Here is a 24082-nt window from a genome sequence, read left to right as displayed (position 1 = left end):
GCGCACGCCGCCGAGAAGGAGAACGCTCATGGATGACGTCCCCAGCATGATGACCAGGAACCACGACAGTGCCCCTGTGCCCGACCAGCAACTGCGCGACGCGATGGTGCAGCGACTGATCGAACTGGGCGCCGCACGCAGCCCCCGCGTGGTGGCCGCGTTCCGCTCGGTCCCCCGGCACCTGGCCACTCCCGAGGTGGACATGGCCAGGACCTACGACGCCGAGTACGCCGCTGTGACGAAGACGGACGCCACAGGCGTGGACATCAGCTCGGTGTCCGCTCCGCGCATCCAGGCGATGCAGATCGAGCAGGCCGATATCCAGCCGGGGATGAACATCCTGGAGATCGGCTCCGGCGGCGTGAACGCGGCCTATCTCGCCGAGCTGGTGGGGGAGCACGGCCGCGTAATCACGATGGACATCGACCGCGATGTCACGCAGCGTGCGAAGGACTTCCTCAAGGCGACCGGTCACCGGAAAATCACCGTGATCACCGCCGACGGAGAGCACGGCGCGCCCGGCCATGCGCCGTACGACCGCATCCTCGTCACCGTGCAGGCAGCCGACATCCCACCGGCCTGGATCCACCAACTCAAGGAAGGCGGTCGGCTCGTCGTCCCGCTGCGGATGCGCGGCATGACGCGCACCATCGCCTTCGTCCGCGACGGCGAGCGTCTGGTCAGCGACGGGTTCGAGCTGTGCGGCTTCGTGCCGATGCAGGGGGCTGGCGAGAACCGCCTGCGCCTGGCCGTCCTCCACGACACGGAGGGCGAGGAGATCGCCCTGCGCCTGGACGGACACCCCGAACCCGACACCGAGGCCCTGCGTGCCGCGCTGCGCACCGCGCGCGCCGAGGCGTGGTCCGGCGTGACGCTCGCAGGCGATGAGTCCAACGAACATCTGGACCTGTGGCTGACGACCGCCCTGGACAACCTCCCCCTGATGGCGGCGAAGCCCTCCGCCCGGCAACACGGCCTTGTCGCTTCCGCCTCGCCGCTCGGCGTGCCGACCCTCGTGGATGGCGACAGCTTCGCCTACCGCACCGTCCGCGCCACCGACGACGCCGACCGGTTCGAGCTGGGCGCGGTCGGCCACGGGCCGCAGGGCAAGGCCGTCGCTGAGCGCCTGGTCGAGGAGATCCAGACCTGGGACCGCGAGCATCGCGGTCACCGTGCGCACATCGAGGTCCACCCGGCCGGAACGCCGGACGACCAACTCCCCGCAGGCCGCGTCATCGACCGGCTGCACACGCGGATCACCATCTCCTGGCCGTGACGCCGCCCGCGTCGCGATCAGGCCGTAAGGCAAATCCACCCACCTCTCCAGACGAGGAGAACGCGATGGCACCGCAGAACACAGGCACCACCCTGAAGGCCGCCACGGACTTCGGGGCCGACGCAGCGTTGGACTTCGACCTCCGTATCGAGACCGTCGCCTCCGCCCCGGTCCTCGGCTCGCTGCTGAACGACACCAGCGACAACTGCGGCTCCACCTGCCAGTCCGCCTGCTCCAACAGCACCTGCATCGGCGGCTGACCCGCCGCGCGGGGCCGGGCCGAGGCTCCTTGCCGGTCCGGCCCCGCACACCGTCGTAACGATGAAGGAGGCATGTCCCATGTATCGCGCTATTGATGCGGGAGTGATCAGAGCTTCGGTGTTCCCGTTGACGGCGACGCTGCCTCCCTGGCCAGATCTGTACGGCGACGCGTCCGCTGACGTGCACCGGTTGCAGGAGTGGATCGCCCAGGTCTGGACGGATGACACCGTGGCCGCTGCGATCGAGGTCGCCACCCCCCTCCTTGCCGACACTGTCCGCAAGGTGCTCGGCGGAGAACCCCGGCGACCAAGGATCGTCAGGCGCACAGCTGTCTCCCTGGCCCGCTACCTCCTGCGGATGCAGCACCGCGCCACGCCGTTCGGGCTGTTCGCCGGGCCCGCCCCTATACGTGTCGGGGGTACAGCCCGAGTCCAGTGGGGCGCCGAACACCGCGCCTTCGTGCACGCCGACGCGGTGTGGCTGAAGGACGTCATCACCGTCCTGGAACGCGACCTGGAGGTGCTGCGGCACCTGCATGTCATCGCCGACCCCACCTGCAGGGTGCGCGGGGGCAGCATCACTGTGCAGCATCAGCCGGGTGACGCTGACGGTCCCACCGATACGCGGCTACGGCGCACCCCAGCCGTCGAAGCGGTACTGGCTCTGGCCCGTACGCCCATCACGGTCGGCGACCTCACGGCCAAGCTGTCCAGCGACTATCCCGAGACCCCGCCTGCGGTGATCGAGGACGTGCTGCGCAGCCTTGTCGAGCACCGGGTGCTTCTGAGCAGCCTGCACGCCCCCATGACGTGCGACGACACACTCGGTCACCTGGTCGACCAGCTCGAAACAGCCGAAGCTGCCTCCGACACGGCCACGAAGTTGCGGCAGATTCGCACGCTCCTCATCGCCCACAACAGCGGCCCACTGGACAACCAAAAGTCTCTCCGCGCACAGGCCAGCGCAAGGATGACCGCCCTCACCGGCATCACGGACCGCACCCTGGTCGTCAACCTACGGCCCGACTGCAACATCGTCCTGCCGGAGATCGTGACCCGTGAGGCGGAGCGCGCCCTGGAGGTCATGGCCCGGATCACGCCATACCCGGACGGCTCCCCGGCCTGGAACGACTACCGGACGCGGTTTCTTGAGCGCTACAGCATGGGCGCCATCGTCCCCTTGCGTGACCTCACCGACCCAGACACCGGCCTCGGCTTTCCAGTCGGCTACCGCAGGACGGTCCTGAAGCGCCCGGTGCTGGCAACGAGCCGTCGCGACGAATACCTCCTCGCCCTCGCCCAGAACGCAGCCCTCAACGACCAGCGCGAGATCATCCTCAGCGAGGAGGACATCCAGGCGCTGTCCCTCGGCGAGCCCGACCAGGTTCCCGCGCACGTCGAACTGTGCTTCACCGTGCTGTCGCCCTCCCTGAAGGACCTGGAGCGCGGCCGGTTCGCCCTGAGCACGGCCGGGCTCTCCCTCGCGGCCGGCACGACTACCGGCCGCTTCCTGACCATGCTGGAGCGACCCGACCGGGAGCGGATGACCGCCGCGTACGCCGACCTGCCGACGCTCACCGCCGGCGCCGCCCGAGGCCAGGTCTCCAGCCCGCCGCTGCGGCTGCCGACGTACAACGTCGCCCGCGCCCCGGCCGTCGTGCCGAACGTGCTGTCCGTCAGCGAGCACAACCCGCACGCCACACTCGACCTGGACGACCTCGGCGTCGTCGCCGACTCCCAACGCCTGTACCTGGTGCAGTTGGCCACCGGTCGACCGATCGAACCGTCGGTCATGAACGCCGTGGAACTCGCCAACGCCACCCACCCACTTGTCCGCTTCGTGTGCGAACTGCACCGCTCGCACGCCGCGGTCCTCCTCCCCTTTGCCTGGGGCGCGGCGGCCCAACTGCTGTTCCTGCCCGAAGTGCGCGTCGGCCGCACCATCCTGTCCGCCGCGTGCTGGCGACTACGCGCCCGAGACCTTGGCGGAGACAACTGGGCCTTCCGCTTCACCGACTGGCGCATCCGTTACGGCGTACCGCGCACCGTCTACGTCGGCAGCGACGACCAACGGCTGCGCCTGGACCTCGACATCTCCGCCCACGTCCAGCTCCTTCAGGCCGAGCTGGACCGAAACGGAACAGTGGTGCTGCACGAGGCGCCTCCGGAGAGCGCGTTCGGCTGGGTGGGACGCACGCATGAGATCACAGTGCCCTTCGCCGCCCACCAGCCGCCCACCCCCACGCCCATCTCCCGGACGACGGCCGTGGTGAGCCGCGCCTCCGGCCGGATACCAGGCGCGAGCGAGTGGGCGTACCTCAAGCTGTACGGCAACTCCGACCGCGTGCCGGAGGTGCTGACCACCCGCCTGCCGCGGCTGCTGAGCAACTGGGGAGCCGAGGGGCCGAACTGGTGGTTCACCCGCTACGCCGACCCCGACGCCCACCTGCGACTGCGGCTCCGCCTGTCAGACCCGCACGCCTTCGGTGACGTCGCACAGCGCGTCGCCGCGTGGGCCGCAGAGCTACGCGCCGAGGGCCTGATCCAGCGCGTGCAGTGGGACACCGACGAGCCGGAGACTGGTCGCTACGGCACCGGCACCGTCCTGGAGGCCGCCGAAGGGTTCTTCGCCGCGGACTCCGCCGCCGCCCTCGCGCAGACGACCCTTCCCGTCCCCGATCGCCTGCGGCCTGCAGTCACCGCCGCCAGCTTCGTGGACATCGCCGACACTTTCCTCGGCTCACCCGCAGACAGCCGAACATGGCTCACGACCAACCTCCTGAAGAACGACGGCGACCCCGCACCCCGTGACGTACTCACCACGGCGATCCGTCTCATCACCCCGGACCCCGACCGCGCCTCCCTGCAGTCCCTGCCGGACAGCGCCTACGTCGCCACAACGTGGGCCCTGCGCCGAGACACCCTCACCGCCTACCACCAGGCCCTCAAAGCCAACGGTGCCGACCCAGCCGCCGTACTGCCATCCCTACTGCACATGCACCACAACCGCGTTGCCGGCATCGACCCCGACGGCGAAGCCACCTGCCGCCGCCTCGCCCGCGCCGCCGCCCTGTCCTGGACCGCCCGCAGCCAAGGAGCCCCACGGTGACCAATGCGCCCGAGGCGGGCCTGGCCACCCGGCAGTCCCTCGCGCACGGCCCCCTCGGCATCACCCTGCTCCACATCGAACCAGCCCGGCGCGGGCTCGCCCCCTGGCAGTCCGTACACCGGCAACTCGCCGCCATCGGCCCCCTCATCGATGGAGACGATGCCAGCCTGTACCTGGGCGCACCCGCGATGACTTACGTCCTGCACCTGGCCGCCGCCGACAGCGACCGCTATGCCGAAGCCCTGCACACACTGGACGACGTCGTCGCCGCACACACCCGCCGCCGTCTGGCTTCCGCCCACGCACGCATCGACCAGGGCTGCCATGCCGGCTTCGCCGAGTACGACCTGTTCCGTGGCCTGACAGGGCTCGGCGCCCTCCTGCTGCGCCGCCGGCCGGACAGTGACGAGCTGAAGGCTGTCCTGGAGTACTTGGTCCGGCTCACCGAACCAGTTGCCGGGCCCAAGGGCGAGCCGCTCCCCGGCTGGTGGGTCGGACACTCCCCGGCCAGCGATAAGTCGGCAACGCCGGGCGGTCATGCCAACGCCGGTCTCGCCCACGGCATCACCGGCCCGCTCGCCCTCCTCGCCCTCGCCAAGCGCCACGGCGTCACCGTGACCGACCACGACACCGCCATGACCCGCATCTGCGGCTGGCTCGACCGCATCCGCCACAGCGACCACCGCGGGACCCGCTGGCCGCGCTGGATCACTGAGACAGGCCACGCACCCGTACAGCCAACCGCACCGTCCTGGTGCTACGGGACTCCCGGCCTGGCTCGCGCACAGCAGCTTGCAGCAATGGCTCTTGCCGACGCCGACCGCAAGCGGATGGCTGAACGCGCCCTCCTCTGCTGCCTGGCCGACCCGCCTCAACTCAACCAACTCACCACCCGCGGCCTGTGCCACGGAGTCGGCGGCCTGCTACGCACCGTCCAACGCGTCGCCGAGGACGCCGAGACACCCACCGCGTTCACCGACCGACTCCCCGTACTCCGCGAACGCTTCCTCGCCCTCAGCCCTCCCAAGGAACCTGGCTTTCTCGAAGGAGCGGCAGGGGCAGCCCTGGCCTTCCAAGGCGCCGTACCGGGTTCCGAGCCCGCCACTGAATGGGACAGCTGCCTGCTCTTGTGCTGAGGAGTGAAGTGGACCACAAAGACCCCGGCGTGCTGGAGGACGCGGTGCTGTCCGTCCTCACCGGCACGCCTGTCAAAGAAGCAGCTGTCAGAGCCAGCACGACCCCTGCCCGACTGGCCGAGGCGGTCGAGCGCTACCGCGCCGCCGGCCGGGCCGCACTCGACACCCCACCCACGGACTGGCATCAGGTGAACATCGAGTTTGCCGACTATCCCAACGCAGATCGCGCCTTCCGCACCCATCTCCTGTCGGCCCTGAACACCGGGCCGGTCGCAGCATGGTGGTTCGTACGCAAGTACCCCTGCTGGCGCCTACGCGTCCAGCTGGCCCCGGGCGCGAGGACCGAGGACACCATCGAGCACGTCTCCAAAGCCCTCGACAACGCCCTGTCCTGCGGTGCGGCCACTTGGTGGTGGCCCTCCCTGTACGAACCGGAATCCGTCGCGTTCGGTGGCCCGCGCGGCATGAGGCTCGCCCATGCCCTGTTCCACGCCGACAGCGTCGGCGTGCTCCGCTACTACCAGCACGTCACCGACGCCCCTGGGGAGTTCCTCGGGCCCAAGGAGACTTCCTTCCTCGTCACCACGCTGTTCCTGCGCGCCGCTGGGCTGGAGTGGGGCGAACAGGGAGACGTGTGGGGGCAGGCCGAAGCCAGACGTCCCCTGCCCACAGACATGTCCCCCGACAAGGTCAGCGGCATGGTGGGAGCGCTACGCCGGCTCCTGATGCTCGACGCCGGCCCAGCACTCTGTGACGGGCCCCTGATGCTTCTGCGTGCCTGGGTCACCAGCATGGAGCACGGCGCACAAGCCCTCGGCGCAGCAGCACGTGCGGGCGACCTTCAGCTCGGGCTGCGCGGCATCCTGGCCAGACACATCCTCTTCCACTGGAACCGCATGGGCTTCACCACCCGCCAGCAGGCCGTCTGGGCACGCGCTGCCCGGGAGGCAACCCTGGGGCGCTGACCAAGCCTTGGCGCCGGCTTCACCAGCACCAGCATGTGGATCTCACCTAGGCCAGGACGGCAAGCCGTACTGCTGACTTACAAGCTCTACTGCACCCCGCGATCGCCAGCCTCTGACCGAAGTCCGCAACGCCCTCCACTGACTTGCCTCCAACTGAGGTAAGGACATTGGCAGATGCTGCCCGGATGCGGGCTTGCCCCGTAGTCCTCGCGAGTGCGTAGATTGACACCAGTTGATCAACACGGGGAGGCGAGGCGTGGCTGGGCGGGACCTTCGCACGCTGTTCAGCTCGAACGATCGGAGCATCTCCGCCGATTAGGCGTTCACGAACCGGCAGGCTCAATGGCAGGCGGTGACAGCCTGCCTCACAGAGCACTTACAGCACGTAGCCGGTGCGAGCTTCGACGTGGAGGACCTGGATTCATCCCAAGACAGCAACAGCCAAAGCCACTTCTGGTCTAGGCCGATCTCCTTGTGTCAGTTCGCCCTTCGTAGGCGGGACCACCTCCAGTTTAAGACCCCTTCGACGGTGCCCAACGGTTCGCCCCTGCGGCGAGGGGTCGACGGGTGCAACGCGCCGGAGCCGGAGGAACTGTTCAGCGAACCCCCCGCGGGTGCGGGTGCGGGGTCGACGACGGCCTGCCCGTGCTGGACGATCTGGGCGAGGGAGGATCCCCGCGGGTGTGGGGTCGACAGACGCACTTCGGAGACGAACTCCCACCGGCCCAGAGGATCCCGGCCCCCGAGGATTTGCGCCGTCGACGTGCAACGGAACTGGCACTAAGATCCGGACATCGACACCACGGGGAGTTCTTTCAGGTATCGGTCGGCGGTCGCCATAGTGTGCGGCGCGATCGTCAGTTCGGGCTTCGTCTTCGCGCTCGTGCTGTGGCACGACCCGATATCGAGAGCGATAGGTGCCGAACCGTACAAAGCCTTGCTCCAGTTCTTCCTGGTGGCGGTACTCGGGGGCGGAGTCTCACTCGTCTATCAGGCGTTGAATCGCGAGGCGGACCGCCGTGCGGAGCGGATCCGGCAGCAGGAGGAGCGCGCCGAGGCCCTTCGGGAGACCCGCCGGGATTATCTCCGTGATCTCGTCGCGCACTACAACACCGCGAAGCGTGCACGGCGGCTGCTGCGTGCCACCGCCCTGACCGGCGGTCCGGACGACGCGCACCGTCGGGTCCGGCTGGCCCGGTACGACGAGTTGCTGCAGGCGATCCTGGACGCGCAGCTGGCTCTGGAGACCATGTCCCGGATCATGGGCGCTCACAGCGGCGTCCTCGGTGCGGACCGCGGTCCCGCGGAGTCACTCGACACAGCCTCGGACTACCTGCGACTGCTGATCACGGAGTACGAGGACTGCATGCCGGTGGCGGCGGGCCCGGAAGCAGAGCTGAGCAGCTTGCCCGAACTGGCCGATTTCATCGGTCCCTATGCGGAGTCCAGCAGGTTTCGACACGAGTTCATCCACCCCATGAATGCAGCCATGTCCGCTCTGGAACAACTCGTCCTGGGGCCGTCCGTGAACTGAGAAGACGTCAACTCGTTCGACGACGGCCGTCACCATCGTCGGGCTCAACCTTCTCGTCGATCGGCATGCTGATCACCTGACCGTGTTCGTGACTCCGCAACGCGGACGGGGTGTTTCTCTCCGCGGTGGCGAAGAGGGCGATGGCCGTGTCGAGTTCATTCTCCAGGAAGCCGGCGAGCCTGCTCAATGACTCGAAGTACTCATAGGGAGAGTACGTGTCCCTGCCGTCGGCGAGTAGCCGGACGGCATCGGCTGCCCGGCGCACCGCTTTCACTTTCTTCACCAGGGCGTCGACCAGCGGGGCGGAGAACTGCCCCGTGAGCTCTTGCCGCATCCGCTCCACCCTGCGGACACACGACGGAATCTCCCGTTCGAGCGCCTCTATGTCCTCGGTCAGGTCACGTATCTCCTCAAGGGCACGTCGGGCACGCCCCAGGATGAGGGAGGCGGGTTCGGCCATGTCGCGACGGTTGTGCGGTCAGGAGGACAGACCAAGGATCCAAGTCCTGAGCAACTGTGCGTGTCGGCAGGCGGCTCGTACGTCCGTGTCCGTGGACCCGGCCTGGAACGCCTCCTCGAACGTGGTCCGCAACTCGCCGAGCAGATGCGCTGCTTCGCGGCCAGACCCCGACCCACCTCCGGGCGTGCCGTCCCCGAGCGTGCTCAGTGCCCGTTCCAGCCTTAAGCGCAGTGTCTCCGTGCGCGCTGCCAAGACGGCCGCGTCCGGCGCATCCAGTCGTACGGTGTGCAGTTCCGACAGAAACGCTTCCCATGGGCTGTCCCCGGCCGTGGTCTCCCGCACGACGGAGTTCGGGACGGTCGCTGTGGCGGCAGAGGCCGACTGGGTCTCCGCTCCGACCTCGTCCACCACGCCGACGACGGACGGCAGCTCCACCGACCGGACGGATCCTGTCGTCTCCCGGCCGCGGTGATCGTCGAGATGGATCACCGTGTTCTGAGGTATGAGCGTTGCGGGCAGGTCGAGCGGCTTTTCCTCAGGGCCGGGCCCGAACGGCACGAGTTGCGTGGCCGCCCGTGCCGCCAGCCAGAAGAACCAGGCGCGTTCCCACGGTTCAAGGAGATGGTCGCGGCCAGTGAGGACCAGGGAGACCGCGACGACGCAGAGCAGCCGCTGAGTTCGCCACGAGGCCGTGTTCGACCCATGGAGCGCCCACGCCTCACCCGCTCTGGTCGTCCCCACGCCGATCGCTCGCAGTGGCGCAGACCAGCTGCGCTCCTGGGGGCGGCCAGGGTCGACGGCCCACTGCTGAAGCGCGTCGAGGGTACGACGGTCCATGACAGACAGGGACTTGGCGATGGTGGTCAGCAGGAGATAGACGGGATCCCAGGCCAGCGGGCTGGAATCGCTGTGCCGGGCCAGGTCAACCAGGAAGAACGGAATCGTGTGGTCCCTCGCGGGGAGCAGCAGATTCCCCGGGTGCAGGTCGCCATGAACCTTGCCACGGGTAACGAACACAGAGTCCAACCGTTCACTGAGGGAGCCCTTCCCGACCAGCGCGAAGGGATTGATCCACAGTTGCCCTCCCTGGCTGATCCACCTCCGGGGAGTGGTCAGGAGTCCCTCGTGCGCGGCCGCCCACAGATGCAGGGTGCCCCGGGGGGCCAGGCGGTCTTCGAGCAGCTGTTCCAGGAGGTTGCCGATCCGCTCGGGCTTCGATGTGGACTTCGTGTTCCACTCAGTCAGCAAGGATGAGGTGATGTGTTGGCACGTGCCGACTGGGTCCAGAAGTTCGGGCAGTGCTTCGTGGATCTCCTTGGCTTCACGGAAGTCGCCTCCGGCCACGCTCTGGAAGGTGACGGACCCGCCGCTCTCCAGCTGAAGGCCCTCCACGATGCGGGCCAGGTGACGCTTGGCGAAATCGGGTGATTCACGGTACGCCTTGTTATGGGCCGTGAACTCCTTGTCCGGATCGCCCTTCGTGACGATTTTGATGATCACCCCCTGCACGTGCTCCTCACCCTTCTGGACGCGAGCACCGAGCACCTGAGCCTCCGTGAAGCCTCTGCCGGTCCAGTTGGCGTCGTAGAGGACCGCTTCGTGCCGTTTCGCCCATCGTCGCAGTGCCCGGGCCGCGTGCGGTGATCTCACCTTTGCCAGGAACTTCTCGGTGTGAGCAGCGTCCTCTGGTGTCACAGCGCCTCCTGGCGTCGATGTCGGCCACGGCTCTTCCAACGTAACGACGAACTGGACGATCGTCCTGAAAAACGCGCTCGATTCGCGAAGGCCCGACGCACCGTGCACAGGCCAACGAATTGCCCGTCCATGGCTTGGGTCATGCTGGTACCGCCGCGCGCACGGAAGGGCCGCTGACACATGTGCACGAGCAGGACTTGGCACGAACTGTTGGAGCAGGTGCTTCGGCGGGACGGGTACGGCGAGTGGAGGGACTTTCGAGAAGCACTGAGTGCGTTCGGGGCGGAGGGCCCCGGCTTTCGTGCGCTGCATCACGAGGCCGAGGGAATTATCTGCTCCGCGCAGGTCCAGGGAGTGCGGGCACCGCTGACGGTGGCCGAGTGGTGCGCAACGGTGAGCACACGGCGTGAGCAGCGTGACCGCGCGCCGGTCTGGTCGCATGTGGAACTGCTGGTACGGGTCTGGTCTGCCCACCACCGCCAGTACCACACCGACGCGCAGGTTCTCCTCGACCGGTGGGCGAGCGCCTACCGCGCCTGCGGCGGTACGACCACCTTGGAGTCAACCGAGCGGGCCGCACCCGGCCGACGCCGCACGCCCAGCGATCGGCCCGTGGCCGAAAACGTGGCAGGGGTCGATGACAGCAGTGATGTGACCTCAGTGGCGTCACCGAGGAGATACCGGTGGTTCGCGATCGTGTCGTGGCTCAGACCGCCCACGGCCACACGCTCAATGAGGCCATGGGCAGTGGGCGCAGGGCTCGTGATGCTGGCAGGTCTGACCGCCACAACATTGAAATTCTCGGACTGGCCTGCGACCGGCGACGACAAGGCGGTCACTGACAGCCGTACGACCACCTCTGCCTCCAGCAGCCCCCCGCCCCCTCCCCCCGACCACGACGACTCGTCCGTACCTTCCGCGTCCGTGCCATGCCTGCACACCTGCAGGGACATAAGACTGGGCGGCACCCGAAAGTTCGACATCGAGAGCTGGGGGAGTTCGGAGAGGAATCCGGACGTGGAAGCGGCAAGTCAGTCGGCGGACAACTACGAACTCCGCCCGCTCAACGGCGCTCGCCTGCAACCCATGCCCGGCGGGGGAGAGTTGGATGCCACGAAGTGCCCGCAGGGCGACCAAGGCTATTCCACCGCCCCGGTCGCGGCCCCACCCACGGTGAACGTGTGTCTGCTCACTGCTGAAGGCACTCGCGTCATGCTGACCCGGCAGGAAGCCAATCAGCGTTACCGTCTCTTTCACGCTTCGGTGTTGGAACGGCGCTCGCCGTGAGCATCGTCCATACCGATTGCTTGTGCTACAGCGAACCCAACATAACGCCTCTGGTTCAGGTGGCAAAGCCGACGTTGATCACGTAATCGCAGTTGGCCCCACTGCGAGGCCAGATCGACGCCCTGGTCCACCCCACGTTGTCCAGTCCCTGGTCGTGACTGGCTGCCAAGGCGACGCTACCTTCCCAGCGGTGCGTGTTGGGCATCCGGGATTCCACCACTCGTCGGCTGGGCCAACGGCTACGGACTCGGCGCTACCAAGCTGCACAACGGTCCCGGCAGGGAGCAGAACTGACGTGGCGTCACATGCGGATCCGTTCGCGAGATCCACCCGCGAGAGGCGGTGCGGCATCATCTTTTTCGTGGCCGTGACGGCTGCGTGACGTGTAGTTGTCGAGCCAGGCAAAATTGCGTCAGTGAAGTGGTCGTTCCTGCGTTGCCAACGTTGAATCAACCCGCCGACCCGGCAGTCAACGCGCCCCCGTAGCCGGATCGCTCCGCTCTAGGACCGCGCAAGCCTTGGCGACCTCCGCCTCCGCACAATCGCTGGCCTCCTGGGCGCGGTCCGCCGCTCTTCTACTCACGGCCAGGAAGCCAACAAGTGCTGCCACGAAACCAGCGACCACAGCGCTGTAGTGGGCCGTGCGGGCGACCAGACGTGCCTGTCGCAGGTTCAAACGGGCGGCGGTCTGTCGCCCCTCCCGTCCTCGTCTGCCCGCCGAACCGGCCGCGTTCGCCGCGCCTGCGGCACACAGTTCGGCGAGCACGGCGAGCGAGGACGCCAGGGGCACCAGACCGCCCAGGGCCAGACCAGCCGCCAGGGGGACCGAAATGACACGTTCCGACGTCGGATGCGTCGGCATGAACACGGTTGCCAGCCCGTAGCCAGCCATGCCGAACAGCATGAAGGCGCCGAACGCGTTCCCGACCAGCGACTTGAGCGGACCCGTCCTGCCTTCCTCGCCCGACGGCTCCTCATCGACAGGCGCCCTTCCGGCAGGGCCCGGGCCTCCGACCGACTCATGCTCCTCGATGCGCGGGGTCTGGTGGAAGGTTGGCCGGGACGAAGCATGGTGATGCACGTCCCCGATGACGTCACCCGCGATGAAGATTCCGGGACCGTGGTTGTGCTGATCCCCCGTGGTCGATGGTTCAGGTGTCTCTGCCATGCGCCGCACCGTGGTTGATGGTGAGCCCGCCGGCGACACTGCCGTTGATGAAGGTGCCCGAGCCGTGGTTGTGTTGGTTGATCACTGTGGTCGGTCCGCCCTTTTCAACAAGCGCCCGCAGTTCCTCGAAGGCCGCGCGGTCCGCGCGTACGAGCCCTTCCAAGCCCGGCGCCCACCCAGCGGCTGCCCGGCGTGCCGCCTCGCCCCGCTCGGGCGCGGAACACTCCATCACACTCGCACGATCCTGGTCGAGGCGCTCCAACTCGGCTGCGGTGTCCGGCTGGTCGCCGCGTCGCAGAAGGCGATGTACGATCTCCCGCGCCTTCGCGTAAGTGTCCTGTGATGCCTGGCTGAGAAGTGCCGCGAACACTGTCGTCACGGCGAAGGTCAGCTCGTCCACGTGTGTCTTCTCCCCCACTAGTCCCAGCACTGTATCCGCGCGCGCAGACGTCGGCAGCCGGAACGGTTCATCCCGGATCCCAATGGCCGTTAGGGCGTCATTCTTTTCAACCCACCCACGACGAAAGGGCGTTGGCAAGCGCCTGCCCGCCCAGTTGGACGGCAGTTCCGGCCACCAAAGCAGGGAGGGCTTGAGCGACCCCCCTCAAAGCGCCGACCTGCGCCCGGGGATCAGTCGCGGCCAGCGATGTGTCGACGGAATCCGTCAGGGCCCGCAACACTGCCGCATTGGCTAGACCTGCCTCGTTCTGCTCCACGTCGGTGCGGAAAGAGGCGAGGAGTTCACGTACGGTCTCGATGTCGACGGCGCCCTGCACGGAGGCGGACTGGTACACGTGGGAGATGTTCTGCCCCACGACGTTCTGGTTGGGGGCCTTGTTGGCGCCACCGATGCTGATGCCCGAACTCCGTCCTTGCTCGTCTTCGCGGCGTCCGCGTCCGAAGATCATCACTTGCCTCCCTGGGTGCCGTTGCTTTGGCCCACCCCGCGGATGTCGCTGCCCGCGACGTTCTGGATAGGCGCGTTGTTGTCGCCGTAGACCTGAATGTTGGTGATGACCGCGGCAACCTGGCGCTCGTACGGGGCGGTGTCGACGCCCACTTCTTCGAGGTACTCGGAGACGGTCCGGAAGATGCAGGTCTGCATCAGCACGACATGTCGCTTGGCATCGTCGCTCTGGTGCATGTCGGTGACTTCCTCGGTGGAGTACCGGTCGCGCAGGCTGACCGGGTCCTTCTCCTCGGCCCTGCCATCCTCACGCTGCCCACCGAGCCCGAGCCGAGTCACGAACCGCCAGAGCGCGACCGGGCCCGCGGCCGCGTCCAGTATCGATTGGGCCACGAGCCAGCCGAACAGACGGAGACCGCGCTTGGCGACCGGCGCGCCGGCGACCCGCAGTTCGTTGTACACGGGCGTGATCACCTGGGGCCGGACGGTCAGCCGCAGTTCCCCCGCTTCCAGCGCAGCGTGCACGAACACGCTGACCACCACCTGTCCGTCCCAGCTGACGCACTGCGCACGCAAGTACAACCGATCCGGCATGCTGGACGGGGACCGGCGCCCCCGTCCCCGCAGGTCTGGCATTTCCAACTTGGCCGCGCGGGTGCGCTGGAGCCACAGCGCTGCCGGCAGAGCCTGCACCTCTGTGACCGAGAACCCGGGAAGCGGATCGGTGATCTCCCGGGCCCCGCGTCCTAGTTCTCGGAGAGCTGCGCCTATCCTGCGCAGGAGTTCCCACTCACCGAACGACTTGACCGACTCCTCCGGGTCCTTGGGCTTGAGCGGGATACCAATGTCTGCGGCACCCCATACGTCGCGCCCGGCTCCGACAAAACGCTCCGGGTGGTCGTACGGCAGCTCCTGCCATGTCTGTTCCCGACCAATCTGTGCCATCCGACGCCCGCCCTTCGCAGCTGCCCAAGGCAACCGGCCGGACGCCACTCCTTCGCGGATGATCCCGATAAGGGCAGCCCGAGCCAAGAGCCGATCCCCGCCACACACGAACGCGGCCCCAGCCAACAACGCGAAGGGCAACAGCAGCAGGCCGACCCGCAGACCGACGGGCTCGTCGTCGGCCGGCTGAAACGGAACCACCGCGAGCACCCACGGCACGCACAGCACGAGGTACGCCGAGCGAGGAGAGGTCGCCAGCCGTGACTTCTTCACCTTCCGCTGCGCACGCAGCGCAGCCCACCGCATCGCCAGGGCCACCAGGGCCACCCCGCCCCATACGGCAGCTGCCCGAGGGGTCGCATAGGTCACGCCCACGGCCACGAGCAACAGGCCGACCCACCGGAGCCACCTTCGCCGTCGTGCACGCAGACTGTGTGCGACCACCGGCATGAGGTCGAATCCGTACGACGGCACGGGCACGGGCGGCCCGTGCAGGACATGATCCAAAACCCACTGCGCCATGAGCTCACCCAAGGGCGGGCAGTCGTCGCTGCCCTCCAGGTAGATGCGCCTGCGCGTGCTACGGCGGGGTTTGGCCGGCGCCTTGTCCTTGCCGCGGAGCCTTTGCCACCACGCCTTGGCAGACTTGACCCGGTCAGGCCGTGCGTAAACGGCCTGACACAGCAAGCCGGTCACCTCCGACGCGGTCGGATCCACCTCACCAGAGGCAGCAGGAGCGGGTTGAACTGGTACAGCCGGCCCCTGGACCACGTCCTCCGCCGCACGTGGCCGCACACGCAGGCCCCACCCGAATCCCATCCCGCCCCCCGTTCGCCGGTACGGCGGGCATCTTCACGACGAAATCCGGGAACCGCCAGATCGCAAACGCGACAATGCACGCAACTGACTTGGCGAGTAGGAGTTGACCGAATTCTGCCCCTCAGGCCACTCGGCAGCGGTGACGGGAAGCGGCCGCTTCTCTCGACCAGCCCCGTCTTGCGCTCCGAGGCGTCGCGTCCACGGGGTCAGTGCTGCGAGACTTCCACCAGTCACTCAGCGTGCTTACGCCAGCGCCTCCGTTGAGCCAGCCTCCCCTCCCCGCTACCTCACGGCGCGCGCCATCTCTGGGGAGAATCTGGGGAGTACGAACAGCTCTGGGGAGCGCGTGGGGAGAATCGACTGCGTTACCGGACAGGACGCTGAAAGATCCAGAAAGACGGATCAGCCCAGGTCAGCGAGAGTTTCGACAGCATCACCGCAGGTCAGGGCCTCCCGGTAGACAACTTCAAGAAGATCTCGTCGTGGGCGGCGATCCTGTTCGCTCCGACGCTGGTCGGGACGATCTACGGGATGAACTTCAGGCACATGCCGGAGTTGCGCTGGGTGTTCGGATACCCCTTTGCTATCGCCCTGATGGGGGTTGTCTGCACCAGTTTGTACGTCATCTTCAAACGGCGGGACTGGCTCTGAGTCATCACCCTGGAGGGCTGCTGTCCTGAGCGCGTGCGGCTGCCATCGCCAGCGTGGCCAACCCCCAGACGAACATTTGGAAAGCGTGCTGGGGCAACGCGACACGACACCATTCGACACCATCGCGGTAGTACGACAGCAGGGGGCCGTCGGCGACGTCGAGGTCGGGGCGCGCATGAGGGCGTTGACGACCTCCGCATGGGCAGGACCACGCGACGGTCCTACGGGCGCCCGGGCCTCCAGACGTCATTCCTGGGGCTCGTGGCGTTCCTCGCCGGTCCGAGGGTCCTCCGCGGGGATCGGGTGCGCCTGATGGGTGCCGGTGTCGATGAGGATCTGTGCGGCATGGGTGACGTTGTCGGCCCGGACGGCTCTGGCCATGGCGGCACGGGCGGCATCGGGTGTCGCGTGCGGCGGGACCACGAGAAGGGAGAAGTGGTCCTGGTCGCCCCGAGTGATCAGGACGGTGTCGTCACCGACCGGGAAGGAGTCGATATGGACGACCTGGTCGTCGATGACCAGGCGCGTGGGAAGTTCACCCCATGCGGTGGTGTCCAGGCCGACGCGCGTGATGGGGCCGAGGTGCCCGGTCAGCACGTGGATTAGCTCGGGCAACTCCGCGCCGATGTCGCGGGATCGCGGCCACCACGCGCCGTCGAGACTGCCTTCCCGGGAGGGTGTCGTCTCCAGCCGCAGAAGAACTGTCCCGGGTTTCGCGGCCCGGTGGATCGCGTCCGGCAGGAGCCCGGGCGCGCGAGGGATGTCGGATTCGGTCATGGTGTGTCCACCTGCCTGCGGGATTCGGTGTCGCCGCCGAACGCGGGATCTCGTCCTCTCAGTCGTCCTCTCAGTCGTCCTCTCAGCCGTCCTCTCACCGTAAGTCGTGCGCCGCCGCACCGGTTGCGCTCGCCGACGGTGCCGGACTCGCGGTCTCTCGGTAAAATGCCTGCTCACGAGCACGTCCCGGAGCCTCGGAGCGGCGTAGAGTGAAACGACCGGGAGTACTTCGCACACCGGCCGCCACGTCGGTGTCGTCCCCGGTGAGCAACAGCACCGGCCTCCAGGAGGAGGTCCGGGGACAGGTCCGTGTCATGACCGCGACCATCGAACCTACGATCATCAAAGAGCGCCTGCCTTCGGCCTCGGCCCGACTGCGCCTCGCCCCGACCGGCTCGGTTCGAGGTCTCCTGGACGGCGCCTGGTGGCCCCGCTCCCGTGATCTCCTCCGGGAGATCCCCACTCTGACGGACGCGCTGGACGCGTGCTGGGGTCGGATCACCCACGTCACCGTGAACCCGGCCCACTGGCCAGTCATCCCGCGTAAGGTCCCCGTCACGGGGCACACGGTGCGTGTGGGCTGGTTCGCCGACGAGCAGGACCCGAACAAAGCGATCCTCCTCTCCTACACGGTAGGCCGCCTGGACCTGCTGGTGATCCCTCCGGAGACGGAGTCGGCCGCTGCCGCCCGGCTGATGGCAGCAGCAACCGTTCCGGGAGGTGCCCGCACCGCCGGCGATCTGATGGCCGATGAGGCCATCGGTCACGACGCGGCGGAGACTCGGAGCCAGGAAGAGGAATGGGAGACCGACGGCGGAGCCGCTTCGGCGGGCGGAGCTCGATCGGGATCTTGAGTTCCGCCCTGTGGAGGTGAGGATGTGGAGATAGCCATCACCGTTGCCGCGATCATCTTCGTCATCATCGTGGGAATGTTCCTGATCCACCGGCTCAACGCGCAACATGACGAGAGGATCGGGGCGTTCCGCTACAGCGACGCCCTTCCGAGAATCAGTCGGCGGAACCGTAAGAGCCCACGTACGACCGCGCCGAAGGGTTCTCCTGCCGACGCCACCCGCCGTGAGCGTCGAGACGGGAGCCGCTGATGACGCAGACCGCTTCCAGCCGGGGGTGGGTATGGGGCGACGGCCGTCACGCCCACCGACACGCCGCCCCTGATGCAGGCCGTCCTGAATGAGCAAGGGGTCACCATGAAGGCACCGGAACTGCCGTCGGCCGGGCACGCGGAGGTTCGTATCGTCGCCACGGACCCGGAGGCGGCTCGCCATGTCGCGGAGATTCTCCGCCGTTGTTTCGCCGCCACCGAAGCGCGCAGCTACCCCGCAGGCGCCGACGGCGGAACACGCCTCCACCTCACCGTGGACACCACGCGCATGGCGGAGCCGGTGCGCTCCTGGCTGTTGACCAGCCAGTCCTCCCCAGACGATCACACACAGCCGGACGAAATCTGAGGAGATGTCCCTCGGCGGGGGAAGGTGGATACCGCCCCAGACCTACGGGTTTTCGTCGGTGCCGGCACGAGAGGCAGGCGACCATGGCGACACTGCACCAGCGGCGGCACTACCGCGAGGCGATCATGAAAAGCCTGTACGAGGCCTTGGAAGGCAATCGCCTCCTCGGCCTCACCGGGGCGCAGCTGCGCGAGGACGTCGCCATGCCCGAGGAGGACCTGGCCGCCGCCTGCACATACCTGGCGGCCGAGGGACTGATCCAGGTCGACTGGGCGCGAGGAAACACACCCGCGATGGTCACGCTGCTGCACAAGGGGATCCAGCTCATGGAGTCCGAGGAGAAATGACGGCCATGTCCTCCCATATGACGGAAATGGCGTCCCCGGCCTACCCTGGTGAGTGGGTCGGCGCACTCTCACGTGCAATGACCCGGAAGGGCGGCCCCGGTGTGTATACGCCGGGGCCGTTGCGTCACCGGCACATGACGTGGTGCTGCTTGTTCCGCTGCTCATCGTGGCGGTTGCGCTCGGCGTCATTGGGGCGCTCGGCAGGGACACGCTCCACCTGCTGATCATCGGGGTGATGGTATCCATCGCCGACCTTGCCCTCCTCAGAACGGGGAGAGGGCGTAGCCGCAGGTCCCACGTCCGGTAGGGCGGTCCGACCGGCCACCCGACCTGCCCTTCTGCGTGGGGTACCACTGCTGCCTCCTGGCGCAATGCCCGACATCGCTCGCATGCCATTTGCCCGAGCGAGGTCGGGCACTCGCCGTTAGCGTGAAAGGAAGGGGCACGACAGGCCGCCTGTTGCGTCGGAAAGTGGTGACCGAAGATGACGGATACCGGACTGCCGAACCAGCCCGAGACTCCTCGCGCGGGGTCATTGGGCGAGCGCGGCGGGAAGAGTGCGAGGGTGCCGCACGGAAGCGATCCGGGGTCGCGCGGCCATACGACAATCGCCGACGGTGTGGTGGCGAAGATCGCCGGGATGGCGGCCCGCGATGTGCCGGGCGTCCATTCGATGGGCGGTGGGTTCGCCCGTGGCATGGGGACGATGCGTGAACGTATACCCGGTGCCGGCGGGAAGTCCGTCACCAGCGGGGTGAAGGTCGAGGTCGGCGAGGTACAGACCGCGGTCGACCTGGAGATCGTCGTCGAGTACGGCGTCTCCATCATCGAGGTCGCGGGCGACGTCAGAGAGAACGTGATCGCTGCCATCGAGCGGATGACCGGTCTGGAAGTTGTCGAGGTCAACATCGCGGTCGGCGATGTGCATGTGCTCGACGAGGACGAGGAACAACCAGAGCGGCGGCTCGAGTAGTCGCTTGGCGGAGCCAAGGCGAGCAAGGAGCGCGCGCTGGGGATGGCAGCAGCGGTTGGCCTGTTCAATGGGATGGCGCCGGGCTTCGCCGGACACTTCGCCGACTTCGGCGCGTTCTTGCTGACGGGGAACTCTGCGACCTCTTCCACACCCGCGAGCACGGCAACCAGCGGCGGTGAGACCAGCCGCTCCTGGGAGGACGACCGCCGACGGAAGTGAGCCGACGTCCAGGAGCGGTCCGTTCGGCTTCTTCAAGGAGTAGCGTGAATTCATCGGGAGCACTTCGCACACCGGCTCCGATGCCGGTTTCGTTCCCGGTGAGCAACGACACCGGCCAACTGTCCACGCGCAGAGGTCCGGAGACGGGTTCGCGCGATGTCCGCGACCACCGACCATCCCCCGCTACGGGCCGTTCCCTTCAGGGCCCCGACCGCGCGCCTCGCGCTGAAACCCGTGAGTTCTTCACCAGGGCGCGCCGAACTGGACGGCGCCTGGTGGCCCCGTTCACGTGACCTGACACGCGAACTCTCCGCGTTGGCGGACGTGCTGGATCCGCTGTCGGGACGGATCACCCATGTCGCTGTCAACCCCCGCCACTGGCCGATCCTCCCGCGCAAGATCTTCGTCAACGGCCATGTGGTGAAGGTCGGTTGGTTCACGTCGGAGCAGGATCCCCAAAGAATCCTGCTGCTGTCCTATACAGCGGGCCGCTGGGACCTCCTGGTGATACCCCCGGAGACCGGCGCCCCCTCGGCCGCCCGGCTGATGGCCGCCGCGAGCGCGAACACCGGCCCGCCGACGACCGCGACCGCCCTCCTGACGACGGAACAGGCCGGCGACACTTCCTCGTCGTACGAGGCCACCACCGGCCGGCCCGGCCGACTGGTGGTGGGGATGTACCGGTCGTCGTCGCCGCTCTGGCCGTCGGTGGCCTGATCATTCGCGGGGCAGTCCGCGGTGGGCCGGATCAGACGTGACCACTTGCCGCGGCGGCCATGAGCGGTTTCGCGGCCTCCTCGGTCGTATCCGGAGGGACGACCACCAGGTCCCAGCGCCCCCGGCCGGGGGCGAGCAGGACGATGGTGTGCGGGGCGGATGCCGCCACGGTCCTGCGCAGTCGTACGACCTGGTTGAAGACGAGCATCCGGCCGGGCACCGCGGGCCACGCCGCCCCGTCGACGGTGACGCTGGTGATGTGGCCCCACGCGCGCGGCAACCCGGCGAGCAGCCGGGGGAGTTCGGCGAGCAGATCGTACGAACGGGGCCACCACGCTCCGTCGATGGGCTGGGGCATGCTCCCGTGGGGAGCCAGGCGCAGGCGGAGAAGGGGATGGGAGGGAGGCGGGGGTTGCAGCGCGGTGGTCATGAAAGCTCCTGTCAACTGCCGTACGGCGGAGGAGGTGAGTGACCGGTGTCAGGCGCGGCGGGCGGCCACGCGGTCCGGAGTGGGCCAGCGCACGTCGTGCACCCAGCCGAGGCGTTCGAGGAGGCGGATGACGGCGGCGGAGGGGTCGAGCTGGCCGCGGTCGACGCCGTGGCGGGCGCTGGTGGGGTCGGCGTGGTGGAGGTTGTGCCAGCTCTCGCCGAACGACAGCAGGGCCAGCGGCCACAGGTTGGTGGCCCGGTCGTGGCGCCGGGTGCGGAACGGGCGCTCACCGATCATGTGACAGAGGGAGTTCACGCTCCAGGTGACGTGGTGGAGCAGCGCGATGCGCACAAGTCCCGCCCACAGCAGGGCGGTTACGCCGTACAGCCACGTACCGCCGATGGCCCAGCCCACCGCGAACGGCAGGGCGAGCGTGAGGACGCACAGCGCCGGGAAGGCGCGGGCGACGGCACGGATGTCGCGGTCGGCCAGCAGGTCGGGTGCGTACCGGTCGGCGGGTGTGCGGTCGTTGCGGAACAGCCAGCCGACGTGCGCGTGCAGCAGTCCGCGCAACTGGGCGCGCAGGTGCGTGCCGTAGCGGTACGGGGAGTGCGGATCACCGGGCCGGTCGGTGAAGGCGTGATGGCGGCGGTGGGTGGCGACCCAGCCGATGACGTCGCCCTGGAAACTCATCGAACCGGCCACCGCGAGCGCGATCCGCACGGGACGGACGGCCCGGTAGCCGCCGTGGGTGAGGCCGCGGTGGAAGCCGACGGTGACGCCGAGACCTGTGATCGTGTAGAGGACGAGGGCGAGCACGATGTCGGCGGGATGGATGAGGCTCCCCCACAGCAACCAGCCGGCCAGGCCGAGCGCCACGAACGGCAGAACGACGATCACCGCCGTCACCGTGACATACAGCCGGTCACTGCCGCTACGCGCGGGCGCCGGGTCGTCCGGTGGGAAGGGAGACGTCCCGTCGTAGCCCTGGGGCGGCGGGACGGGGCCCGACGGTGTGAGCGTCCTGGACGTGGTCGGACTGCGTGGCATACGTGGCTCCTCGGCCTGGATGCGGATGGCGCGGCCGGGGTCACGGGCTGCCCATGGGATGGGAGTCGCGAGGACGGGACCGGTTCGGACACCGGCATTCGAAGAGCCCTCGCTTCCTCCACCGTACTCCCGCACGCTCCGGGACGAGGCGGGCCGGATCGCGTGGCCACCGCGTTGACACGGACCACTGCCGGACGTTGACTGGCAGCACGGTGCAGGGCCATGCCACCCCGGAACACACGGCGAAGCATTCCGCCTTCCGCCTCGCCCAGCCCCCGCGGGAACCCATCTACCGGACAACAGCGAGGCCGGCCATGACCGTTTCACGGACCATCAGGAACCAGGCGCAGACGATGAAGGGCAGGATCACGGAAGAGCTCGGCCGGGTCACCCGCAACAGGCGACTGCAACGCCGGGGCAGGGCCGACCGGGTCTCCGGAAGCCTGAAACAGGCCGTCGAGAAGACCAAGGTGGCCTTCAGGCGGAACGGAAGCGGCACCCGATGATGTACGACCAGACACGCGCCCAGCAGCCCGCGGGCCGAACTCCGGGTTCGGCCGGGCGCCGCACCCCGGGCCCGGAGCCGCTGCTCCCGTCGGACGAACAGGACAAGATCGCCCAGCGCCTCCGGCACGCCCTCAACACCTTCGCCGACACCCCGCTCGAGGCGCTGGAAGAGGCCGAGAGCGCCTATGACGAAGCCACCGCCCAGCTCGTGAACGCCCTCGCGGAACGACGGCGTGTCCTGCGCGCCAGCTGGCAGGACCGGGATCCCGGGACGCAGTCCGACGCACTGCGGCAAGCGCTGAGGCAGTACCGGGAGATCACCCAGCGGCTGCTCCAGCTCTAGGCGGCCGCATACTCCGCGCTGCGGCGGAGCGCGGAGTAGTGTGGACATTACCGAGAGCATTTCGCACACCGGCTTCCACGCCGGGTCGTTCTTGGCGAAAGATGAAACCCGGGCCGCCGAAGAGGCGGCCCGGAGACGGGTCCGCATCATGTCGGCGACCTTGCACCCATCCCCGCCGCACCACGAGCCCGTCGCAGCCCCGGCCGCGCGTCTCGCATGGAAGACCGACGGCACCTCCCGCGGACTCCTGGACGGTGCCTGGTGGCCCCGCTCCCGGGATCTGCTGAGCGAACTGCCAGCACTGACCGACGTGTTGGACCCCTTGTGGGGCCGCATCACCCGCATCGCCGTCAACCCGAAGCACTGGCCGGTCATCCCCCGCAAGGTTCCCGTGCACGGCCACATCGTCAAGGTCGGCTGGTTCACCCCGGAGATCGACCCGCACAAGCTGCTGCTGCTCTCCTACGGCACCGGCCGCTGGGACCTGCTGATCATCCCGCCCGAGACCGGCGCGGAGTCGGCGGCCCGACTGATGGCGGCCGCGTCCGACTACGACGGCCCTCCACTGACCGCGAGCGCGCTCATCGCCGCGGACGAGGCCCGGCACGGCGTCTCCGCGACCGACGAGCCACCGGACCCGGACGAGGCATGGGAGTACGAAGGCGGCGCCTCCGCCATGTCCGCGGCCATTCCGGAACAGACCGGTCCGCCCGGCCGGGCCAGCCGACTGACCATCGGTATGTGAGGTGGCCGCCATGAACATCTTCCTGACAGTCGCCGCCTTCGTGGTCCTCATCGCAGCAGCGGCATACGTGATCCAACGGCTCAACATCCAGCACGCCGACAGAATCGCCGTGCACCAGTACAGCGCCCCCCTGCCCGGCCGCCGCGGCCGCGGCACACCGCAACCCCCGGTGGAACCGGACCGGTCCGAGTCGCCGACCACCGACGAACGGCGGGACCACCGCGACGGGGGCCGCGGCCGCTTCCCGCCGCGCCGCAGCCGCAGCCGCAGCCGTACCACTCACCACAAGTGAC

General features: G+C 68.2%; 26 protein-coding genes and 1 pseudogene. 18 read left to right on the top strand and 9 right to left on the bottom strand.

The annotated features are described in order from the left end of the window. Positions 1-28 precede the first annotated feature (28 nt). The 6 genes from fxlM to AB5J49_RS38410 all read left to right on the top strand — a co-directional run bounded on the left by fxlM (position 29) and on the right by AB5J49_RS38410 (position 8280). Positions 29-1276, top strand: a complete 1248-nt coding sequence (gene fxlM / locus AB5J49_RS38435; RefSeq protein ID WP_369173475.1) for a methyltransferase, FxLD system — start codon at positions 29-31, stop codon at positions 1274-1276. A 65-nt stretch (positions 1277-1341) separates the two neighbouring features. Beyond that, positions 1342-1536 (top strand): FxLD family lanthipeptide, encoded by a 195-nt coding sequence (locus tag AB5J49_RS38430; RefSeq protein ID WP_369173474.1) that lies wholly within the window; start codon positions 1342-1344, stop codon positions 1534-1536. A 79-nt stretch (positions 1537-1615) separates the two neighbouring features. Then, complete coding sequence (locus AB5J49_RS38425) at positions 1616-4645, top strand: lantibiotic dehydratase (protein WP_369173473.1); 3030 nt, start codon at positions 1616-1618, stop codon at positions 4643-4645. Further along, positions 4642-5781 carry a lanthionine synthetase C family protein gene (locus AB5J49_RS38420; RefSeq protein ID WP_369173472.1) on the top strand — a complete coding sequence of 380 codons (1140 nt, stop codon included), beginning with the start codon at positions 4642-4644 and terminating at the stop codon, positions 5779-5781. Before AB5J49_RS38425 ends, AB5J49_RS38420 begins: the two co-directional genes overlap by 4 nt. An 8-nt stretch (positions 5782-5789) precedes the next feature. Further along, positions 5790-6746 (top strand): thiopeptide-type bacteriocin biosynthesis protein, encoded by a 957-nt coding sequence (locus AB5J49_RS38415; RefSeq protein WP_369173471.1) that lies wholly within the window; start codon positions 5790-5792, stop codon positions 6744-6746. A 937-nt stretch (positions 6747-7683) separates the two neighbouring features. Further along, a complete protein-coding gene (locus AB5J49_RS38410; RefSeq protein WP_369173469.1) occupies positions 7684-8280 on the top strand; it encodes a hypothetical protein in 597 nt (198 codons plus the stop codon). 7 nt (positions 8281-8287) lie between these two features. On the opposite strand, the gene AB5J49_RS38405 is transcribed toward AB5J49_RS38410, so the two are convergent. Together AB5J49_RS38405 and AB5J49_RS38400 are read right to left on the bottom strand one after the other, a co-directional pair. Further along, positions 8288-8740 carry a hypothetical protein gene (locus AB5J49_RS38405; protein WP_369173468.1) on the bottom strand — a complete coding sequence of 151 codons (453 nt, stop codon included), beginning with the start codon at positions 8738-8740 and terminating at the stop codon, positions 8288-8290. Positions 8741-8758: 18 nt separating this feature from the next. Further along, on the bottom strand, positions 8759-10435 hold the full coding sequence (locus tag AB5J49_RS38400) for a hypothetical protein (RefSeq protein ID WP_369173467.1): 1677 nt from the start codon (positions 10433-10435) through the stop codon (positions 8759-8761). A 1017-nt stretch (positions 10436-11452) separates the two neighbouring features. Here AB5J49_RS38400 and AB5J49_RS38395 point away from each other — a divergent pair. Continuing rightward, on the top strand, positions 11453-11722 hold the full coding sequence (locus AB5J49_RS38395) for a hypothetical protein (protein WP_369173466.1): 270 nt from the start codon (positions 11453-11455) through the stop codon (positions 11720-11722). 469 nt (positions 11723-12191) lie between these two features. Here the strand turns inward: AB5J49_RS38395 and AB5J49_RS38390 are convergent, their stop codons facing one another. The 4 genes from AB5J49_RS38390 to AB5J49_RS38375 form a co-directional block, all read right to left on the bottom strand. After that, positions 12192-12890 carry a hypothetical protein gene (locus AB5J49_RS38390; RefSeq protein ID WP_369173465.1) on the bottom strand — a complete coding sequence of 233 codons (699 nt, stop codon included), beginning with the start codon at positions 12888-12890 and terminating at the stop codon, positions 12192-12194. Beyond that, positions 12874-13290: a hypothetical protein gene (locus tag AB5J49_RS38385; protein WP_369173463.1), complete on the bottom strand. Its 417-nt coding sequence runs from the start codon at positions 13288-13290 to the stop codon at positions 12874-12876. The genes AB5J49_RS38390 and AB5J49_RS38385 overlap by 17 nt, the downstream gene beginning before the upstream one ends. Before the next feature lie 106 nt (positions 13291-13396). After that, positions 13397-13798 (bottom strand): hypothetical protein, encoded by a 402-nt coding sequence (locus AB5J49_RS38380; RefSeq protein ID WP_369173462.1) that lies wholly within the window; start codon positions 13796-13798, stop codon positions 13397-13399. Continuing rightward, positions 13798-15438, bottom strand: a complete 1641-nt coding sequence (locus AB5J49_RS38375) for a hypothetical protein (RefSeq protein ID WP_369173461.1) — start codon at positions 15436-15438, stop codon at positions 13798-13800. Before AB5J49_RS38375 ends, AB5J49_RS38380 begins: the two co-directional genes overlap by 1 nt. 591 nt (positions 15439-16029) lie before the next feature. On the opposite strand from AB5J49_RS38375, the pseudogene AB5J49_RS38370 reads away from it, so the two are divergent. Then, positions 16030-16212 (top strand): annotated as a pseudogene (locus AB5J49_RS38370) (CorA family divalent cation transporter); the annotation flags it as partial. A gap of 246 nt (positions 16213-16458) precedes the next feature. Here AB5J49_RS38370 and AB5J49_RS38365 read toward each other — a convergent pair. Further along, positions 16459-16989, bottom strand: a complete 531-nt coding sequence (locus AB5J49_RS38365) for a DUF5994 family protein (protein ID WP_369173460.1) — start codon at positions 16987-16989, stop codon at positions 16459-16461. A gap of 314 nt (positions 16990-17303) precedes the next feature. Here AB5J49_RS38365 and AB5J49_RS38360 point away from each other — a divergent pair, with 314 nt between their 5' ends. The 6 genes from AB5J49_RS38360 to AB5J49_RS38335 all read left to right on the top strand — a co-directional run bounded on the left by AB5J49_RS38360 (position 17304) and on the right by AB5J49_RS38335 (position 20714). Further along, a complete protein-coding gene (locus tag AB5J49_RS38360; RefSeq protein WP_369175396.1) occupies positions 17304-17843 on the top strand; it encodes a DUF5994 family protein in 540 nt (179 codons plus the stop codon). Between the two features lie 24 nt (positions 17844-17867). Further along, positions 17868-18092 (top strand): hypothetical protein, encoded by a 225-nt coding sequence (locus AB5J49_RS38355; protein ID WP_369173459.1) that lies wholly within the window; start codon positions 17868-17870, stop codon positions 18090-18092. Between the two features lie 105 nt (positions 18093-18197). Further along, complete coding sequence (locus AB5J49_RS38350; protein ID WP_369173458.1) at positions 18198-18458, top strand: hypothetical protein; 261 nt, start codon at positions 18198-18200, stop codon at positions 18456-18458. A gap of 83 nt (positions 18459-18541) precedes the next feature. Next, complete coding sequence (locus AB5J49_RS38345) at positions 18542-18805, top strand: hypothetical protein (RefSeq protein WP_369173457.1); 264 nt, start codon at positions 18542-18544, stop codon at positions 18803-18805. A gap of 484 nt (positions 18806-19289) precedes the next feature. Then, on the top strand, positions 19290-19778 hold the full coding sequence (locus tag AB5J49_RS38340; RefSeq protein ID WP_369173456.1) for an Asp23/Gls24 family envelope stress response protein: 489 nt from the start codon (positions 19290-19292) through the stop codon (positions 19776-19778). A gap of 453 nt (positions 19779-20231) precedes the next feature. Further along, positions 20232-20714, top strand: a complete 483-nt coding sequence (locus tag AB5J49_RS38335) for a DUF5994 family protein (protein WP_369173455.1) — start codon at positions 20232-20234, stop codon at positions 20712-20714. Between the two features lie 31 nt (positions 20715-20745). On the opposite strand, the gene AB5J49_RS38330 is transcribed toward AB5J49_RS38335, so the two are convergent. Together AB5J49_RS38330 and AB5J49_RS38325 are read right to left on the bottom strand one after the other, a co-directional pair. Further along, positions 20746-21144: a DUF5994 family protein gene (locus tag AB5J49_RS38330; RefSeq protein ID WP_369173454.1), complete on the bottom strand. Its 399-nt coding sequence runs from the start codon at positions 21142-21144 to the stop codon at positions 20746-20748. A gap of 48 nt (positions 21145-21192) precedes the next feature. Then, positions 21193-22194 carry an acyl-CoA desaturase gene (locus tag AB5J49_RS38325; RefSeq protein WP_369173453.1) on the bottom strand — a complete coding sequence of 334 codons (1002 nt, stop codon included), beginning with the start codon at positions 22192-22194 and terminating at the stop codon, positions 21193-21195. A 314-nt stretch (positions 22195-22508) separates the two neighbouring features. On the opposite strand from AB5J49_RS38325, the gene AB5J49_RS38320 reads away from it, so the two are divergent. The 4 genes from AB5J49_RS38320 to AB5J49_RS38305 are packed head-to-tail and all read left to right on the top strand — an operon-like array spanning position 22509 to position 24081. Further along, entirely contained in the window at positions 22509-22700 is a 192-nt protein-coding gene (locus AB5J49_RS38320) for a CsbD family protein (RefSeq protein ID WP_369173452.1), read from the top strand. Next, positions 22697-23044 (top strand): hypothetical protein, encoded by a 348-nt coding sequence (locus tag AB5J49_RS38315; protein ID WP_369173451.1) that lies wholly within the window; start codon positions 22697-22699, stop codon positions 23042-23044. The genes AB5J49_RS38320 and AB5J49_RS38315 overlap by 4 nt, the downstream gene beginning before the upstream one ends. A 40-nt stretch (positions 23045-23084) precedes the next feature. Continuing rightward, the gene (locus tag AB5J49_RS38310; protein WP_369173450.1) at positions 23085-23789 is read left to right on the top strand and encodes a DUF5994 family protein; all 705 of its coding nucleotides are present in this window, start codon (positions 23085-23087) and stop codon (positions 23787-23789) included. Positions 23790-23799: 10 nt separating this feature from the next. Next, positions 23800-24081, top strand: coding sequence for a hypothetical protein (locus AB5J49_RS38305; RefSeq protein ID WP_369173449.1), 282 nt, complete (start codon positions 23800-23802; stop codon positions 24079-24081). The last annotated feature ends 1 nt before the right edge of the window (position 24082 follow it).

The organism is Streptomyces sp. R28 (assembly GCF_041052385.1).
Taxonomy (GTDB): domain Bacteria; phylum Actinomycetota; class Actinomycetes; order Streptomycetales; family Streptomycetaceae; genus Streptomyces.
This window is presented reverse-complemented; position numbering and strand designations above follow the sequence as displayed.

Coding starts and splice junctions, on each gene's coding strand:
- AB5J49_RS38380 (WP_369173462.1), bottom strand. CDS start 13,798: ATGATCTTCGGACGCGGACGCCGCGAAGACGAGCAAGGACGGAGTTCG.
- AB5J49_RS38340 (WP_369173456.1), top strand. CDS start 19,290: ATGACGGATACCGGACTGCCGAACCAGCCCGAGACTCCTCGCGCGGGG.
- fxlM (WP_369173475.1), top strand. CDS start 29: ATGGATGACGTCCCCAGCATGATGACCAGGAACCACGACAGTGCCCCT.
- AB5J49_RS38315 (WP_369173451.1), top strand. CDS start 22,697: ATGATGTACGACCAGACACGCGCCCAGCAGCCCGCGGGCCGAACTCCG.
- AB5J49_RS38320 (WP_369173452.1), top strand. CDS start 22,509: ATGACCGTTTCACGGACCATCAGGAACCAGGCGCAGACGATGAAGGGC.
- AB5J49_RS38360 (WP_369175396.1), top strand. CDS start 17,304: ATGACCGCGACCATCGAACCTACGATCATCAAAGAGCGCCTGCCTTCG.
- AB5J49_RS38390 (WP_369173465.1), bottom strand. CDS start 12,890: ATGGCAGAGACACCTGAACCATCGACCACGGGGGATCAGCACAACCAC.
- AB5J49_RS38350 (WP_369173458.1), top strand. CDS start 18,198: ATGAAGGCACCGGAACTGCCGTCGGCCGGGCACGCGGAGGTTCGTATC.
- AB5J49_RS38425 (WP_369173473.1), top strand. CDS start 1,616: ATGTATCGCGCTATTGATGCGGGAGTGATCAGAGCTTCGGTGTTCCCG.
- AB5J49_RS38345 (WP_369173457.1), top strand. CDS start 18,542: ATGGCGACACTGCACCAGCGGCGGCACTACCGCGAGGCGATCATGAAA.
- AB5J49_RS38325 (WP_369173453.1), bottom strand. CDS start 22,194: ATGCCACGCAGTCCGACCACGTCCAGGACGCTCACACCGTCGGGCCCC.
- AB5J49_RS38330 (WP_369173454.1), bottom strand. CDS start 21,144: ATGACCACCGCGCTGCAACCCCCGCCTCCCTCCCATCCCCTTCTCCGC.
- AB5J49_RS38430 (WP_369173474.1), top strand. CDS start 1,342: ATGGCACCGCAGAACACAGGCACCACCCTGAAGGCCGCCACGGACTTC.
- AB5J49_RS38305 (WP_369173449.1), top strand. CDS start 23,800: ATGAACATCTTCCTGACAGTCGCCGCCTTCGTGGTCCTCATCGCAGCA.
- AB5J49_RS38365 (WP_369173460.1), bottom strand. CDS start 16,989: ATGACCGAATCCGACATCCCTCGCGCGCCCGGGCTCCTGCCGGACGCG.
- AB5J49_RS38405 (WP_369173468.1), bottom strand. CDS start 8,740: ATGGCCGAACCCGCCTCCCTCATCCTGGGGCGTGCCCGACGTGCCCTT.